Annotated in this window: 3 protein-coding genes; all 3 read right to left on the bottom strand. The window is 47.5% G+C overall.

Annotated features, from left to right (window positions below; all coding sequences use genetic code 11):
• Positions 1-176: 176 nt before the first annotated feature.
• Positions 177-6,431: a hypothetical protein gene (locus KBW69_RS06965; protein ID WP_257280421.1), complete on the bottom strand. Its 6,255-nt coding sequence runs from the start codon at positions 6,429-6,431 to the stop codon at positions 177-179.
• A 90-nt stretch (positions 6,432-6,521) separates the two neighbouring features.
• The gene (locus tag KBW69_RS06960; protein ID WP_257280420.1) at positions 6,522-12,092 is read right to left on the bottom strand and encodes a hypothetical protein; all 5,571 of its coding nucleotides are present in this window, start codon (positions 12,090-12,092) and stop codon (positions 6,522-6,524) included.
• Between the two features lie 342 nt (positions 12,093-12,434).
• The gene (locus KBW69_RS06955) at positions 12,435-18,917 is read right to left on the bottom strand and encodes a hypothetical protein (protein WP_257280419.1); all 6,483 of its coding nucleotides are present in this window, start codon (positions 18,915-18,917) and stop codon (positions 12,435-12,437) included.
• Positions 18,918-18,979: the final 62 nt, after the last annotated feature.

Genomic DNA, 18,979 nt, shown 5'->3' with positions numbered 1-18,979 from the left:
CTCATTGCTGTTCCGATGAGCTGTTGAGAGAATTTAGTTCACATTGGCAAATCCGGTAGGCTGTTGAGCGAATTTTGTTCACAATGGCAAAGTGGAATGCCAATAAAATTGATTTGTTTTTTCAGGAAGGGGGGACATACATAGTTTCTAACGGGGTTTAATTGCTCTGTAAGGGGTTACTCAGCTACAGTCTTTGTGGCTCTCTTGCCACCGCTCTTTTGCCCTTCGTAGAAGGCGCCCAGAGTGTAAAAGTACGGAATACTTTCTGCGTGGGAAAATGACCATTGAGGCACATTGTCCCTGAAGTATTTCTCCCAGCCATGCTCATACATCTTCATGCTGCGATCACGTCGTTCACGAAACTGGAGATAATGCTCGTTCCGCGTCCAGCCATGCATTACGTTGTTTGCTTTAACACGGTTGGCATACTCCTCATCCGTTTCATTGAAGCCCTGAGGCGTGGCAATGGCGGTGCGTTTCACATAGTCAGATTCCGTTTCACCCATGCCTCTCCAGCGATTAAACTTGTCAAGACTACGACCAAGAGGCCCACCCAGCCATTGAGTGAGCATCTTGTTGTCGTTCATGAAGAAGTCGAAAGTGAGACTCGACGCCAGAGCGAATCCGAAGGTTTGAGCATAGGTGAACCCGGATACAAGACCGTAGACGTATGCTCCGGCCGTGGCTATCGGACCCAGCACCAGACCGGCTGTGGCAGAGGCCAGGGTTTTCACTTTTTCTGGCGTGATTCTGTGCAGCAGCGGTATCTGAACCCCTTGTCCGGAACCCATGGATTTCACTATTTCGGGAATTAGACGAAAAATACTGCGATACCTGTGGGGGTTGGCGTCGTATTGTCTGGCAAACAACAGAGAGCCGGTTTTCAACAGAATGACTGAGGAGGCAGCTTTGCCCAGTGGCATTGCCAGCCCGCCTAACTCAGAGATTTTTTCAATTTCACGGTGATAGGCATATTGGCTGGTTCGGTCAAGATCTACACCGTAGCGTTCCAGCCAGTGCTGAAAAGGTGTGAGCATCCTGTGCGTGTAATCACCCCTGTTGGTCAGATCAAGAAGATAGAGGTACGCCATGTTTGAGAGCGATATGTCGACAGCCTCCAGGGCGGTCAGGGTCACCAATAGAGGTTTGTAGCTGGAGTAGTACCAAGTGACCGCCTGTGCCAGGAAGGCTGAAGGTCTGATCCAGTAATCATACAGCTGTCGTTCAACCGCTGCAGCATGAGCCTGCATTAATGTGCCATGGATAGCCTGGATCAGTTCTGATTCAGATATTCCCGCAGCATGAGCATAAGGTGTCAGGGTATCCTGTACATTGGTCAGGAATGCTGCCGTCTTGCGGCCATTTTCAAAGGCAATATCGTCAAGAACGTAGTTGGCGATGACCGCAGCGGCGTACTCTTTCATGCCGGTAACAGACTCTTTCATACCCGCCGGTCCAGTGGCAGTGACGGTCACAGGAGCAAAGGCACCCTGCATGAACTGTTCAGTACCTTTGTCGGATAGCATTTGAAGAACCTTCTTGAACTCAGGCACCTTGACGCCGTGTTTATAGCCAAGGAAGTGCTCAAATTCATCCACTGTCTGATAACCGTCGACACCTCTGACGGTCTTTATGTAGTGCTCTAGTTCAACCTTGCTGATCAGACCTTCATGCAGCAGAGCGATGATCCTGTTACCACTGGCAGAACGGGTAGCGAAGTACTCCGAGAAGCTTTTCAGGTCTTCCGGTTCATGCTCGACGTAATGAATAGCTGCTTCGCCCATGCCGTGGATTTCATCGTCGTAGTGTTGTGGCCCGGTTTTAATGTGAGTCCTTGCCCAGTCTGCCAGATCCTGGACTTCTTCCAAGGTATTCAGAGACTGATCTTCTATAGGCTGGAACATGAATGTCGTCTTCAGATTTTTGAAGACTTCTACAATCCGTCTGGCCTGATTAAACGTCAGATCGTCTCCGACCAATGCTCTCAGGCGAATCGGTGCAAATTCATCGTCAAAGTCAAAAGTTGGAAGATCGGGTCTGACCTTACCGCTTTTTTCTGCTGATTCTGCCAAACCCATTGCGGCTTCCAGAGCCTGCTTCTTGAGAGAGTGCGTCCTTACGAAGGCATAGATATCGACCAATATATTTGCTTGTCTCGGGTGGTACTGGAAGGGACCACCGTCTTTTTCGACGGCTTCCTCAGTAGCTTTCAGGACTTCCTTTAATGTCTCTATTGCCGCCTTCTTTGCGTCTACTTTTTTTATCAAGCGGTCCTTTTCCCTGGTCAGTTGCAGGATCTTGCCGCCAGCACCATCATCCCCGCCCAGTTGTACTTGTTTGTTTTTCAGAGCATCAAGCCGGTCAGCGATGCGGTCAGTGGGATCTGGCTTAAGACCAATGTCGTCTTCGATGGCTTTAAGATCAGCTTCATGATCGTCTACAGCTTTTTGTACTTCTGACACTTTTGCTTTTTTCTGTTTCAGGACTAAATCCGGCACTTCTCTGGTCTGCTCTGGAGTAGTCTCAGCTTTCGGATCGTTGTCTTTGGAATTGTCAATGTCTTGATTTTTAGTGTCCAGAGCCTCTTGTGCTTGCTTTTCTTCCGTCTGTGCATTGGTCAATTCCATTTCTACAAAATCATGCTCACGTAGAAATTTTGTGACCTGAGCGTACTTTTTCCTGGTTTCAGGCAGTTCGCCCATTGCGTGATCGACTTCGTCCCGACTATGAGAGGCTGTAAAGTCTCTAATGGCATCAATGCAATCTTCTGCTAACAGATTATCAGGAGCATTTTCAAAAGGGATTTTCAGATCTTTAATGGCAGCTCTTAGTTTCCGGATTATTTCCACTTGTCTTTCTGCATCGTCCTCGTTTCTCTGCAGGAAGCGTTCGATGTCGTTTAATCGGTCTTCAGAGTTTTGATTTTCAGCGTGAGGCAGGCCCAATTCGGTCTGAATCTGCTTCATTGCCTGATTGAGAGCCGTGATGTATTTATCCGTGTCAGGGGGGGCGTCATTAGAATGTGCGACTATCACTTGTTCACTATGGACAGCATTGAGTCTGCGATGAAGTTGCTCCAGCTCACTTTCAGCTTTTTCTATGTATCTTCTGGCTCTGGCTTGCTCACGATCAAGAACATATCGGGGTTTAGATCCCAGACGAGCCATTTGCCTGTCAAGCTCAGCATTAATGACTGCGATACGGTCATCTACTCTGGGGTGAAACGCCTCTAAAGCTGCTCTATACCGTTGTCCGAGTGTTTCTTTGATGAGACAGATCTGATCACGAGCAGGGGCATCCTCTTTATAGCCCTGAATGCCCAGGTGACTGGCAATCTCATTATTTATTCCCCTTCTGATACCTTCATCATCATAGGGTTTGCCAACTTCGTAATTTAATTCCCGAAATCTGTATTCCAGAAGAGCCTTCTGTTCATTCAGGCTGGCATCTATTTCAAATTCTATATTCAGATCATCGGCCAGCTTAGCAACTAAATGCTTACCTCTTTCTTTGGCAGCAACGTTTTTACTTCGGTCAATCCCCAGCTCGTACTCTACAGCGTCAAGCAACTCTGTCTGTTGTTCTGAGGCTCGCAAATCCGTGTATGTGGCATAAAAGGTAAGACGCTTGCGAAGCTTCCAAACTTTATCTGTCTTGTCCCCAGGTTCGAGGTCATCTTTCCAGAGGGCGTGATGTATATCATCCAGCATTTTTTTGGTGACATCATCGTCGTCAAGTTTTATGAGAACCCTGTCAAGTCGTTTTTCGTTGTCATCCCATTCATTGACTTCGATCCGGAGCATTTCTTCTACGGTTTTCAGTATATTCTGTGCCTCTTCCTCTGCCTGCTGTCTGGCATCTGTGATAGATATCTGCATCTCCCTGGAAATTTCGTGATGACGGTAATACTCATCGTCCTCTAAATCGAGATCATCCATTTTCAGGGCTTCTTCCACGGCACTCAGTTTACCAAGTACTTCAGGCTTGGCTCTGGGATGGCCAGGTGTTCTGATGTCTTCCAGCTCTTCTTCCAAACTTGCAAGCTTTTGTTCATTCTCAAGTACATTCTTATGTATTGTATCTAGCAGTGCGATGCGATCCTCTACTGTGCTATCTTCAGGTAGTTTCACACCATAAAACACTGTCAAAAGAGCATTTTGCATGAGTATGTCGTCGGTTTTACCAAGACCGCTTTGAGCATTCAGCTCCTGAATTTTCTGAAGGATACGTTCTTGATGAACGTTCAATTTTCCGCCTTGAGTGTTCTGTGTCTGAAGTCTCTGAATCAGAAGTGCCTTTTGAGTCTCAATATCTGCCTTGTCGTCAAAATCCTGAATGTTTAAATGTGCGGCAATGGTTGCAAATTGAGCCTTGGTTACAGATGTTTTTTCAGTTTCTGTCATGACGACCTGTTGCTGAAGATATTTTTGATCGATCCGGGTTGCCTGCTGCTTCAGGTGCTGTTGAATCAACTGAAAGCGGGCATCAAGATCGTTTTTATTGTCCGGAATAATACCGAGCTGGCCTTCAATAGCGGCCAGATTTGTTGTTACGGTTTTGAGTTGATGCTGTTCTGTTGCGACAGTGGCCATCAAGATTTCATTAATTCTTTCTGTGATGCGTCTGGCTTGCTCTTCTTGTGGCAGGGTATCATCCCAGTCAGCTATGCCAAGTTCTCTTGCCAGCCTCGAGTTATATACATTTCTGGCATGATGAAGTGGTCGTTCCAGCGCTGGAATGCGCTTGCTTTCCTGCTGAAGTTTCTGTTCCTGAATTTCCAGACTTTCCATTTCGACACGAAGTTTTGCAAGCTCATCCTCGATTCCTTGCCTGATTTGTTGTGCTTCGAGTTTTTCCTTTTCATTGTCAACCTCTGTATCCGTTGAGTCCTGAAACTGATGTTTAATCCGGAGGATTCTGGCTTCTTTTACCTTTAGCTCCTCCAGTCTGTAATACATTTCAGGCAGCTGTCTGGTCATGTCTCTAATGACTTTGGAAGCAAACCGTTCGTCGCCCCCCCAAGCATCGATCTGTGATTTGCTGATAATGTTGATAACAGGTATGAATGTCTGAATATTCTGAACAAAGAGCGGGCAAGACAGAAAATTTTTAAGTACGGGTTTGAAGCCGAAGTGTTTTCTGAGTTGAAACTGTAACCAGGTTGACGTGATGACCGAAGCAGCGACTCTGATGTGTTTAGCTGTGAATTCAAATCCAGGTGTCACATCCGCAATAGCACTGGTCAATACCTGCTGGAGAGATTCATAGTAGGTAAGCATTGACAGCTGACATTTGTCAATTTCAGTATTGTGAAGTTTGTGATCTGCGGCTAACTCCTCCAGTATTGCCATCTGCCTGCATCGAATGACGTACTGGTAGTCTTTGACCTTTCCTATGTTAATCCTTGTTGTGGCATGGTTGCCAGGATCAGTTTTTACCAGGCCATAGAGGTTTTGTACAAAAGCGACGTCGGCTGGATTCTGTTTCTGACCATGGAAAACAATAATCTCACCCGAAGCCTCAGTCACTTCCAGTTTTGGATAACCGGCGGGCACAGGATGAGCCTCTGTGTTATCTTCGACGTGCACAACATATCCGACCGGTTTGTTGTGTGCCAATAGTTCATTAAGCGCCTTTTGTTGTAAATTCTCTCCCTGGACATGAAGCTGTATATAGGCAGAGGTGGCCGCTGCCAGAAGAGCCTCATCATTGACAAAGAGCGATTGACTCAGGCGCTTCAGTTCAGGAGGCTGGTCACCCCCGGAGATAAGACGCATAAAGGTACGCCCATTCACTTCAACTTTTTCTACTTCAATGGTGGCAAGGGCGATATAGTGATCACTGTTGCCGAGGTTTCCTGTTCTTTCTTCGGCACCATCCAGCACTGCGAACAGTTGTGTGGGTCTGGCGATTTTCGTGAACGGTTCCAGTGATAGCATGTTAGACCAGTGAGTACGGACAGCATCAACTGAAGCCTGATCGGTCATTCCGCCTCTGACTTCAATGACCAGTTCCGTTTCTTCAAGGTTATGGGTGAACTTGAAGATTCCCTCATTACCGACCTTCAGGATTTTGGTGTATTTCTGAGCAACGTCATCCTCGCCTGTTTCAAACAGATCAACACTGGAAACGTCAACATCGGTTTCAGAGAGAGTGTCTGTAAAGCTTTCAGCAGCAGTAACATAGTCCGCTTTGACTCTGGATTGATCAGGGTAGGTGGTCGTGAAGGATTTAGGTATTGGCTGTTGGTCATCACCTAAAGTTGGCTTAACCATGACCTCGCTTCGGGTAAACTTCATATGGCTATAGCCCATAATATCGACAGACTTTATCTGCAGCCTGCGATCGGCCAGTACCTGTGTACCCACGATGGAAGAGCTGATGGCAACCGCCACGGCAAGGCTCAATGCATTGGGGCAAGCATGTGTCATTCTGCTACCTCAGAGGAACGAAGCCAATATGTATTCCTTATACAGGTTTCGTTTGGAGGTCATAAGGAGGTCATCCGTTGATCTCTGATATCAGAGTTCATCACTGATATCTCTATTGTCTCCCGTGGGTAGCATTTCTCTATCATGACCAGAAAGTTTCTGATCACTGTTTTCTTGCCACTCAAAGAAGGCACTCAGAGTGTAGAAGTAAGGGATGCTTTCTGCGTGGGAAAATGACCATTGAGGCACATTGTCCCTGAAGTATTTCTCCCAGCCATGTTCGTACATCTTCATGCTGCGATCACGTCGTTCACGGAACTGAAGATAATGCTCGTCCCGCGTCCAGCCATGCATCACATTGTTTGCTTTAACACGGGTGGCATACTCTTCATCCGTTTCACTGAAGCGTTGAGGCGTGGCAATGGCGGTGCGTTTCACATAGTCAGATTCCGTTTCACCCATGCCTCTCCAGCGATTAAACTTGTCAAGACTACGACCAAGAGGCCCACCCAGCCATTGAGTGAGCATCTTGTTGTCGTTCATGAAGAAGTCGAAAGTGAGACTCGACGCCAGAGCGAATCCGAAGGTTTGAGCATAGGTGAACCCGGATACCAGACCGTAGGCGTATGCTCCGGCCGTGGCTATCGGACCCAGCACCAGACCGGCTGTTGCAGAGGCCAGGGTTTTCACTTTTTCTGGTGTGATTCTGTGCAGCAGTGGTATCTGAACCCCTTGTCCGGAACCCATGGATTTCACTATTTCGGGAATTAGACGGAAAATACTGCGATACCTGTGGGGGTTGGCGTTGTACTGTCTGGCAAACAGCAGAGAGCCTGTTTTCAACAGAATGACTGAGGAAGCAGCCTTGCCCAGTGGCATTGCCAGTCCGCCTGACGCAGAGATTTTTTCAATTTCACGGTGGTAGGCATATTGGCTGGTTCGGTCAAGATCTACACCGTAGCGTTCCAGCCAGTGCTGAAAAGGTGTGAGCATCCTGTGCGTGTAATCACCCCTGTTGGTCAGATCAAGAAGATAGAGATACGCCATGTTTGAGAGAGATATGTCGACAGCCTCCATGGCGGTCAGGGTCACCAATAGAGGTTTGTAGCTGGAGTAGTACCAAGTGACCGCCTGTGCCAGGAAGGCTGAAGGTCTGATCCAGTAATCATACAGCTGTCGTTCAACCGCTGCAGCATGAGCCTGCATTAATGTGCCATGGATAGCCTGGATCAGTTCTGATTCAGATATTCCGGCAGCATGAGCATAAGGTGTCAGGGTATCCTGTACATTGGTCAGGAATGCTGCCGTCTTGCGGCCATTTTCAAAGGCAATATCGTCAAGAACGTAGTTGGCGATGACCGCAGCGGCGTACTCTTTCATGCCGGTAACAGACTCTGTCATACCCGCCGGGCCAGTTGCGGTCACGGTCACAGGAGTAAAGGCAATCCGCATGAATTGCTCAGCACCCTCATCGGACAGCATTTGGACGACCTTCCTGAATTCAGGCACCTTGACAGCGTGTTTATAACCGAGGAAGTGTGCAAACTCATCCACTGTCTGATAACCGTCGACACCTCTGACGGCCCTTATGTAATTCTCAAGTTCAAGCTTGCTGATCACACCTTCACGCAGCAGGGCGATGATCTTCTTACCACTGGCAGAACGGGTAGTGAAGTATTCCGAGAAACCCTTCAGGTTACTTGGTTCATGCTCTACGTAGTGAACGGCTGTCAGGCCCATGCCGTGTATTTCATCGTCGTATTGTTGAGCCCCTGTTTTCATCTGATGCCTGGCCCTGAATACCAGCTTTTCGATTGTTGTCAGTACATTCTGAGACTGATCTTCCGGAGGCTCGTGAGGGATGACCGGAAAGTGCCTCTTCAGGTTTTTGAAGACTTCCACAATCCGGCTGGCCTGATCAAAACTCAAATTGTCTCCGACCATTTTCTGTAAGCGAATCGGTGCAAATTCATCGTCAAAATCGAAAGTCGTAAGGAACGGTGTTGCCTTACCGCTCTCTGCTGCTGCTTCGGTCAGGCCCAGTGCGGCTTCCAGAGCCTGTTTTTTGAGAGGGTGCTGCTGCACGAATTTGTGGATATCAGCCCGGGCTTTTTCCTGTTTCGGAGTGAACTGGAAGGGACCGCCGTCATGTTCGGCGGCTTCCTCTGCAGCCTTCAGGACTTCGTTCATTTTCTCAATGTCTGCTTCTCTGGTTTTAATCTCATCTTCCAGACGAGCTTGTTTCTTAATCAGTTGCTGGATCGTGCCGCCAGTACCATCGTAGCCGCCCAGTTGTACTTGTCTTTTTCTCAGGGCATTAATCCGTTGTTCATGGGCGTCAGAAGTGTCTGGTTTGAGACCAATAGCTTCTTCGCTAGCGCCAAGACCTGCTTCATGATAATCCGTCAGAGCGTCTTTTGCTTTTAATACGGCTTCAGTTTTCTGCTTCAGGGCTAAAGTCAGCGCAGCGATCTCCTTGTTATGTGCGGTTTTAGCCTGTTCATCGATGTCTCCGGGATCTTTAATCTCCTGTTTTTTACGATCCAGATTCTCTTGTGCATTCCTTTCTTCCAGCCGTGCATTGGTCAATTCCATACTTTTCTTGTCGTGCTCATGGAGGAATTCCGCGACATGGCGGTACTTTATTCTGGTTAAAAGCAGTTCACCCGGTTCATTATCGATTGTATCGGTTTCGACCCGATTATCAGTATTTGTAGAGGCACTAATGGCAATGTAATCAGCTTTCTTCAATAATCCGATATCACCTCTTCTTATCCTGATGTTCATTTTTTTAAAGGCAGCTTCCAGTTTATCAATGACTGGATCTCGTCTTTCTTCACTGCCTTGCAGCGGCATTTGTCTCACGGCGTCTACCCGACTCTCCGGGGTTTGCTCATCACCTGCGGGTTGACCCAATGCGCCCGGAGTGAGTTGCACTGCCCGACTGAGAGCTTTGCCGTCTCCCTCCCGGACAGGGTATTTATTATGAACCACAACTAGCGGTCGTTTGCCTTGAATAGCATTCAGTTTGCGATAAACAACTGCCAGCTCAGCTCTTGCTTGTTCCAGTGTTTGTTTGGCCATGGTGATTTCACGATCAAGGACGAACCGGGGCTTAGGTCCCAGACGAGCCATGTGCCTGTCAAGTTCATTCTCAATGCCTGCAATACGCTCATTAACGTCAGGCTGACCCGCTTTGAAAACTTGTTCATTCAGCTGTTTAAGTTTTTCTTTAATTAGACTGTTCTGTTCGTCTGCACTGGCATCATCCCTGTAGTCTTCAATGTTGAGCTGATGGGCAATTTCATTGTTTTTGATTCTTTGGACACCTTCATCGTCGCAGATTTCATTGGCTTCTTCCCGTAATGCCTCAATTCTGGCGATTAGAGCATGTTTCAGGTAAGACAGGCTGGCACTGTTTTCAAATCTTACCTGCAGATCACTGGCCAGTTTAGCTATGAAAGTTTTGCCTCTTTCTTTAGCAGCAGTGTGTTCGTGAGGGTAGATATTCAGCTCATCCTCTACAGCGATAAGATAAGCTGCCTGTTGTTCTCTGGCTCGCTGTTCCGATTCTTCGACTTTAAAGGCAAGACGTGCATGGATGGAGTTGAGTCTGATATCTCTGCCTTCGAGATCCTCAAGAGCTGTGCTGTGATCCTCCCAGAGGATCTCATCCATCTTATCCAGCTCATAGGGTGAGATATTACCGCCATCAAGCCTTTTACGGATTCTTTCAAGCCTTGCTGCTTTGTCGCCACCTTCATCGATTTTGATGTTGAATAATCTTTCTAAGCTTTGCAGTATGACCAAGGCCTCTTCCTTTGGCCTCCTGGCTTCTATGATGTGTATCCGCAGGTAATAAGAGATGTGCATGCGATGTAAATAGACATCGTCTTTTTCACTGAGGCTGGTCTCATCCAGGGCTCTTTCCACAGCTCTCAATGTCTCAAGTACTTCAGGTCTGGCTTTGGGACGGTTCGGTGTTTTGGTGTTTTTCAGATCCGCCAAGTCTTGACGGAGCCTTTTAACCTCAGCCTCCTGTAGCTGATTGAGGTTTACTGCCCTGTGATTTTCCTTAATATATTGAGTGGCCATTGCCCTTGTTTCACGTGCTGTCTTTGATATTTCGGCAAGTTCAGCCTCTTTTACCTGCAACTTTTCCAGCTTGCTTTCCATCTCAAACAGTTGCCCGGTAATGTCACCCATCAATTTGGAAGCAAAGCGTTCGTCTTCGGCAAAAGGATCTCCAGTCACTTCGGCGGCAATGGGTATGACTTTCTGAATATTCTGGAAAAAATACCGGTTAGCCAGAAGGTTTCTAAGTGTGGGTTTAAAGACGAAATGTTTTGCAAGTTGCATATGCATCCAGGTTGGCGTGATGAACGACGAAGCGGCTCTGATGTGTGGTATTGTGAATTCAAATTCATCTGCTCCATCTGAGCTGGCACTGGTCAATGCCTGCTGAAGAGATTCATAGAATGCAAGCGTCACCAGTTTATCTTCGAATGCGGCTATTGTTTGTTCATTAGCATTGTGCTCGGCAGCTAAAGTCTCCAGCAGTGCCATCTGCCTGCTTCGAATGACGTGCTGGTAGCTTTTGACCTTGTCTTTTTTAATAAGCTGAGCTGTTGCTTCAGAAGCACGGTCATTACCATCAAATTCTCCCCATAGGTCGTAGAGACCTTCCACAAAAGCGATATCGGTCGGATTCTGTTTCTGACTACGGAAAACAATCACTTCCCCTGTAGCCTGAATCAGTTCCATTTTTGGATAACCCTCAGGCACAGGATAAGGCTGTGCCACATCCTCGATGTGGACAACATAGCCGACGGGTTTATGGTATGACAACAGATCATTAAGGGCTTTCTGTTGTATACCTTCCCCCAGAACGTGAACCTGAGTGTAGGCAGAGGTGGCTGCTGCTAAAAGAGCCTCATCATTAACAAAGAGTGATTGACCCAGGTGCTGCAGCGCAGGAGGCTGATCGCCACAGGCGATAAGACGCATGAAGGTGCGCCCGTTCACTATAACTTCGTCCACTTCAAGGGTGGCAAGGGGAACATAGTGATCAACTTCGCCAAGGCTTCCTTTTCTTTCATCAGCACCTTTTAGCAGTGCGACCAGTTGTTCCGGGCTGGCGATTTTCGTTAACGGTTCTAACCGTTGGATGCCAGATGATTGACCACGAACAGCATCAATTGAATCCTGATGGGTCATGCCGTCTCTGACCTCAATCAACAGTTTGTTGTCTGCAAGGTAATGGGTGAACTTGAAGACCCCCTCATTACCTACCTTCAGGACTTTGGTGTATTTTTGAGCAACGCCATAGTCGTCTGTTTCAAACTGATCAACACTGGAAACACCACCACTGATGCCAGAGAGAACGTCCGTGAAGCCTTCAGAAGGAACCTCATAGCCCGCTCTGGCTTCAGCCTGATCAGGGTAGGTGGTGGTATAGGATTTGGGTATCGGTTGCTGGTCGTACCCTAAAGTTGGCTGAACCACAACCTCGCTCTGGGTAAACTCTGTATGTCCATTGCCCTGAATATCGATTGATTTTATCTGCAGCCTGCGATCAGCCAGTGCCTGTGCACCAATGGCGGAAGAGCTGATGGCAACCGCCACAGCAAGACTTAATGCACTGGGGCGAGCATGTGTCATTCTGCTACCTCGGAGCTGAGTACTTTTATTACCTTGAAAAGTGATTTCCGCACCAGGCGGGGAAGCGGCTGTCGATCGCTCATGGCAGTTTTGCCAGACTGTTGAGAAAATTTAGTTCACTATGGCAAATCCGTTAAGCTATTGAGCGAATTTAGTTGACAGTGGCAAGGTTCAATGCCAATAGAGTTGAGTTGTTTTTCAGGGCAGGAGTGCATTCATAGCTTCTAAAATGGCTTCTAACAGGGTTTTATCGATGGCATGATCCGAAAGAAACCTGTGTATATTCCTTTATACTGGTTTCTTTTGGGTGGCTATGAAGGGACCACTCACTGTTTTCTGATATCAAAGTTCGTCGTGGGTATTCTCATCTTTATCGGGATCGAACTTCTCAATCTCCTGGTCATTCAGTGCAGTTTTCACAGCTGTAGCCTCGGGCGCTGCGGTCCTTGTGGCTCGCCTGTTACGTCTCTGTTGCCATTCGTAGAAGGCACCCAGAGTGTAAGAGTAAGGAATACTTTCTGCGTGGGAGAATGACCATTTAGGCACATTATCCCTGAAGTATCTCTCCCAGCCATTTTCATACATCTTCATGGTGCGATCACGTCGTTCACGGAACTGAAGATAATTCTCTTTCCGCGTCCAGCCATGCATCATGTGGTTGACTTTAACACGGTTGGCATACTCTTCATCGGTTTCACCGAAGCGTTGAGGTGTGGCAATGGCAGTCCGTTTCACATAGTCTGATTCCGTTTCACCTGCACCTCGCCAGCGTTTAAGTTTGTCAAGACTGCTGCCCAGGGGGCCACCCAGCCATTGTGTGAGTATCTTGTTGTCGTTCATGAAGAAGTCGAAAGTGAGACTGGATGCCAGAGCGAATCCGAAGGTTTGAGCATAGGTAAACCCGGATATAAGACCATGGGTGTATGCTCCGACGGTGGCTACCGGACCCAGCACCAGACCGGCTGTGGCTGAGGCCAGAGTCTTTACTTTTTGTGGCGTTACCCGGTGCAGCAGTGGTACCTGAACGCCTTGTCCGGAACCCATGGATTTCACCATTTCGGGAACCAGACGGGAAAGAGTGCGATACATCCGGGGGTTGGCGTTGTACTGTCTGTTAAACAGCATAGAGCCAGTTTTCAGTAGAATGACTGAGGAAGCGGCTTTGCCGAAAGGCATTGCCAGTCCGCCAACTTCAGCGACTTGTTCAATGCCGCTGTGGTAGGCATATTGCCTGGTTCGGTCAAGATCAACGCTATAGCGTTCCAACCAGTGCTGGAAAGGTGTGAGTATCCTGTGCAGGTAATCACCCCTGTTGGTCAGATCCAGAAGATAGAGGAGTGCCATGTTTGAGAAGGACAGTTCGGCAGCCTCCGGAGCGGTATGGGTCACCAGAAGAGGCTTGTAGCTGGAGAAGTACCAGGTGACCGCCTGTACCAGGAAGGCTGAAGGTTTGATCCAGTAATCATGGAACTGCTGCTCAACCGCTGCGGCATGAGCCTGCATCAATGTGCCATGGATGATCTCGATCAGGTCTGATTCAGACAGGCCAACAGCATGGGCATAAGGTGCCAGAGTATCCTGAACATGGGTCAGGAATGCCAGAGTCCTGCGACCGTTTTCAAAAGCAACATCGTCAAGAACGTAGTTGGCGATGAGCGCAGCGGCATACTCTTTCATGCCGGCAACAGACTCTTTCATGCCTGCCGGGCCGTTGGTGGTCATGGTCACAGGAGTAAAAGCGATCTGCATGAATTCCTCAGCACCCTTGTCGGACAGCATCTGGACAACCTTTCTGAACTCAGGCACCCTGACGCCGTGTTTATAGCCAAGGAAGTGCTCAAACTCATCCACCAGCCGATAACCATCGACACCTCTGACGGCCTTTATGTAGTGCTCAAGTTCAACCTGGCTGATCAGACCTTCACGCAGCAGAGCGATGATCTTGTTACCACTGGCAGAATGGGCAGCGAAGTATTCCGGGAAGCTTTTCAGATCCTCTGGTTCATGCGCCACGTAGTGAAGGGCTGCTGCACCCATGCCGCGTATTTCATCGTCGTATTGTTGTGGCCCGGTTTTAATGTGGGTTCTTGCCCAGTCTGCCAGATTCTGGACTTCTCCCAGAGGATTCAGACACTGGCCTTCTGCGGGCTCAATTGTGAATGCAGTCTTCAGATTTTTGAAGACTTCCACAATCCGTCTGGCCTGATCAAACCTCAGATGGTTTCCGGCCAATGCCTGCAAGCGAATGGGTGCAAATTCATCGTCTAAGTCAAAAGTATGAAGATTTGGTATTAACTTACCGCTTAGCTCTGCTGATTCTGCCAGACCTATTGCGGCTTCCAGAGCCTGTTTTTTGAGGGAGTGCGACTGCCCGTAGGCGTAGATATCGGTGAGTATGTTTGCTTGTCTGGGCGTGTACTGGAAGGAGCCACCCTCATTTTCAACGGCTTCCTCTGCAGCTTTCAGGACTCCCTTTAATTGCTCTATTTCCCCTTTTCTGACTTCTATTTCTCTGTTAAGGCTGTCCTGTTCCCGGGTCAGTTGCAGGATCTTCCCGCCAGTACCATCAAGCCCGCCCATTTCTATCTGTTTTTTTCTCAAAGCATCAACCCGGTCAGCGTATCGCGCAGTGGGATCTGGCTTAATACCCATGTCGTCTTCAATGGCTTTAAGATCCTTTTTATGAGCCATCATAGCTTTCTGTGCTTTTAATATTTTTGTTTTTTTCTGTTTCAGGACTAAATCCAGCACTTGTCGATTGTGCTCAAGTTTAGTTTTAGTTTTCGAATCGATTTCTTTGGAAGGATGCATCGCCTGATTTTTAGTGTTCAGTTCCTCTCGTGCCTGCTTTTCTTCATCCAGTGCACAGGTCAATTCCATTTCTTTTAAAGCGTGCTCATGCAGAAATTTCGTGACCTGAGCGTACTTTTTTCTGGTTTCAGGCAGTTCGCCCATTGCGTGCTCGACTTCGTCCTGACCATGAGTGTCTGTATAGGTTATAATGGCATCGAAGTAATCCTCTTCGGCAAGCCTTTCAGCGTTACCTTCAACAGAGATTTTCAGTTCTGATGTAGCAGCTCTCAGTTTTTGAACGATTTCATCATGTTTCTCTGAACCTGCGCTCTGCAGTAAGTGTCTGATGTCGTTTACTCGCTCTCCGGTCGTTTGCTTATCAACCGGTGTCAGACCTGACTCAGTCTGAAGTTTTTTCATTACCTGATTAGGCGTCGTCTTGTCTTTACTCGTTTCAGGGTCGATGTTAGTGGAATCTGCGAATACCACTTGTTGACGATGAACAGCCCCCAGTTTGCGATGAAGTTCATCGAGCTCGCTTTCAGCTTCTTCTATGTTTCCTCTGGCTCTGGCTAACTCACGGTCAAGAACGTATCGGGGTTTAGGTCCCAGGTGAGCCATTTGCCTGTCAAGTTCATTCTCAATGGCTGCGATACGCTCATGAACCTCAGGCTGGCCCGCTTTAAACACTTTTTCATACAGCTGTTGTAGTTTTTCGGTAATGAGATTGAACTGAACATCCAAAGTGCCATCGTCTATATAGTTCTCAACCCCAAGGAGGTGGGCAATTTCGTTATATTTGGTTTCGATGATGCTCTCATCATCGTAGAGATCATTGTAGGTTTGGTCTAATTCATACTTCAATGCCCGAATTCTGGATTGCAGAACATACTTCTGTTCATCCAGGCCGACATCTTGTTTAAATTTTACTTTCAGATCGTCGGCCACTTTAGCAACGAAATCCCTGCCTCTTTTTTTAGCAGCAACGTTTTTACTCGTGTCGATGCCAAGCCTGTATTCTATGGCTCCAAGAAAATACTCCTGTTGCTCTCTGGCTCGTTCATTCGTATCTTCAACTTCAGAGGCAAGACGCGCGCGAAGATTATCGAGTTTTGTATCCCTATCTTCATCAAAATCGATTTCTTCTTCCCAGAGGGTATACTGTATATCATCCAGTTTTTTTTCAGTGACATCATTGCCGTCTAGTATTGTACGAACCCTGTCAAGTCTTGCTGCTTTGTCATCACCTTCCTTGATATTGATCCCGAGTGTTTCTTCTGCGGCTTCCAGTATATCCAGCGCCTCTTCCTCTGCCCGCTCTCCGGCTTTTGTGATGTATGCCTGTATGTCCTTAGAAATAGCGTGACGACGGTAATACTCATCGTCCTCGCTATCGAGGTTATCCATCTTCAGGGCTTTTTCCACGGCTCGCAGTTTATCAAGTACTTTAGGCTTGGATATGGGGTGACCAGGTGTTCTGATGTCGCTGAGTAATTCTTCCGTATCTTCAAGACGTTGAAACCTGTCATGTATGACTTCCATCAGTGCGTTGATGTCTTCTTCTGTGGTGTCTTCATTCAACTTGATACCAACAATCGCTGCCAAAGCACTTGTCATGACTTTGACGATAGTGTCATCCCTGCAGCATTGAGCTTTCTGTACTTGAGCATTCAGTGACTCAATTCTCCAAAGCAGGAGATTTTGTTGAACGTCAATATCTGCATTGCCATCAAACTCCTTAATGTTTAAATGTGAGGCTATGAGTGCAAGGCGATCTTTGGTTGTATCTGCTTTTTCAGCCTCTGTGGGGGGGCTTTGTTGTTGAATACGTTGTTGAACGAGCTGAACTTCCAGTTGTTCAAGGTGCTGCTGAATGGCCTGACGACGGGTCTTCGGGTGGGCTTCGTCATCCGAAACCAGACCAAGCTGGCTTTCAATGATGGCCAGTCTGTGTGGAGCCTCCTCACCGAGCAGCTCTGCCCTATAATGCAGATGCTGTTGAATGGACCGGGAGCGGGCTCCCGGATCGTCTTCATTGAGGGGTTTAATATCGAACTGGCCTTCAATCGCCGCCAGTTTTGCTTTTACAGCTTCCTCATCAAGCAGACCTGCTTCAGTAAAGGTTGCGGCGACCGCTCTGTTCATGTCATTAATTTTTTCTGAGAGGCGTCTGGCTTGCTCATCCAGTGGCTGGGTATCATCCCAGTCATCTATGCCAAGTTGTATTGCCAGTTCAGAGTTGTAAACCTTTCTGGATTCTTTTCTGGCATCACGAATCTTTTGTTCCAGCGCAGGAATTCGTTGGGCTTCCTGCTGGAGTGTTTGTGTCTGGCTATGCAATACTTCGTGTATGTTACGAAGCTGAGCAAGTTCATCCTCAACTTGTAGCCTGATTTGTTGTGCTCTTAATTTTTTCTTTTCACTGGCAGTGGCTTTATCCACTGTGAGCCGCAATTGACTTTTAAGCTGTATGAGTTTGGCTTCTTTTATCTGTAGCTCTTCCTGCGTGCTTTCGATCTCAATCAATTGTCTGGCCATGTCGCTTAAAACCTGGTTAGCGAACTCTTCGTTTTTGTATAAAAATTCGGTCTGTAATTCGGAGGAAACGGGTATAATGCTGAGAATACTCCGAATAAAATGCGGGTTAGTGAGAAGACCTTTAATTACGGGTTTGAAGCTAAAGTGTTTTGCGAGTTGAACCTGCAACCAGATTGGTGTGATGAATAACGAAGCGACTCTGATGTGTTCCAGTGAGAACTCAAATTCATGGACATGATCTGTTGGAGTAGCACTGGTCAATGCCTGTTGGAGAGACTCATAGAAATCAAGCGAAAACATCACCGTTTGATCTTCTTGTGCACGTTTCCTCGCCTCATTTTCGCCAATGACAGCTTCACCGGCTTCGTACCGCGCATCCCACTCTTCCAGCACTGCCATCTGCCTGCTTCGAATGGCGTACTGGTAGCTTTCGATCTTAAGGTTTTTAACCTTTGTTGTTACTGCAAGAGCGTGGTTATTACCCTCAGCTTCTTGCCAGAGTGTATAGAGGGTTTCTACAAAGGCGATATCCGCAGAGTTCTGCTTCTGACCATGAAAAACAATAATCTCTCCCGGAGCCTCAGTCACTTCCAGTTTTGGATAACCGGTGGGCACAGGGTAAGTCTGCCTGTTATCCTCAATGTGTACTACATATCCGACGGGTTTATGGTATGACAACAGTTTATTCAGAGCTTCCTGCTGTAAATTCCCTTTCAGTACATGAACCTGCATATAGGCAGAGGTGGCGGCTGCCAGCAGAACCTCATCATTGACAAAGAGCGACTGACCCAGACGTTTAAGTTCAGGAGGCTGATCCCTTCCTGAGATAAGACGCATGAATGTATGGCCACTCACTTCAACTTTTTCTACTTCAATGGTGGCAAGGGCAACATAGTGGTCACTGGTTCCGAGGTTTCCTGCTCTGACATCTGCACCTTGCAGCAATCTATACAGTTGTGCGGGGCTGGCGATTTTCGTTAAAGGTTCTAAAAATAAGTCAGAGAAAGTTATTTGATCACGAACAGCCTCAACAGAATCCTGATCGGTCATTCCGCCTCTGACTTCAATGACCAGTTCCTCTTCTGCAAGGTTATGGGTGAACCTGAAGATTCCCTCTCCACCTACCTTCAGGACTTTAGTGTATTTCTGAGCAGCACCGTTCTCGTCTGTTTCAAACAGGTCAACGCTGGAAACGGCACCATCAATGAAAGAAAGAACCTCTGTAAAGCCATTAGAAGGAACGAGATAGTCCGCTCTGGCTTGAGTCAGATCAGGGTAGGTAGTGGTAAAGGATTTGGGTATTGGCTCCTGGTCATCACCTAAGGTTGGCTTAAGTATGACCTCACTCTGGATAAACTCCACATGTCCATTGCCCGAAATATCGACAGACTTTATCTGAAGCTTGCGCTCGGCCAGTGCTTGTGTGCTTATGATGGAGGAGCTGATTGCAACTGCTACTGCAAGGCTTAATGCATTGGGGCGTGCATTTGTCATGCTACTACCTCAGAGTTAACGGAGCCCTTATGTATTCCTTTATTCCGGCTTCGATTGGATGG

This window comes from Endozoicomonas sp. ISHI1, assembly GCF_024606225.1.
Lineage (GTDB): Bacteria > Pseudomonadota > Gammaproteobacteria > Pseudomonadales > Endozoicomonadaceae > Endozoicomonas_A.
The sequence above is the reverse complement of the archived record's forward strand: the minus strand, read 5'-3'. Positions and strand labels throughout refer to the sequence as shown.

Excerpts from the sequence above, each read along its gene's own strand:
- KBW69_RS06965 (WP_257280421.1), bottom strand. The coding sequence starts at position 6,431 with ATGACACATGCTTGCCCCAATGCATTGAGCCTTGCCGTGGCGGTTGCC.
- KBW69_RS06960 (WP_257280420.1), bottom strand. The coding sequence starts at position 12,092 with ATGACACATGCTCGCCCCAGTGCATTAAGTCTTGCTGTGGCGGTTGCC.
- KBW69_RS06955 (WP_257280419.1), bottom strand. The coding sequence starts at position 18,917 with ATGACAAATGCACGCCCCAATGCATTAAGCCTTGCAGTAGCAGTTGCA.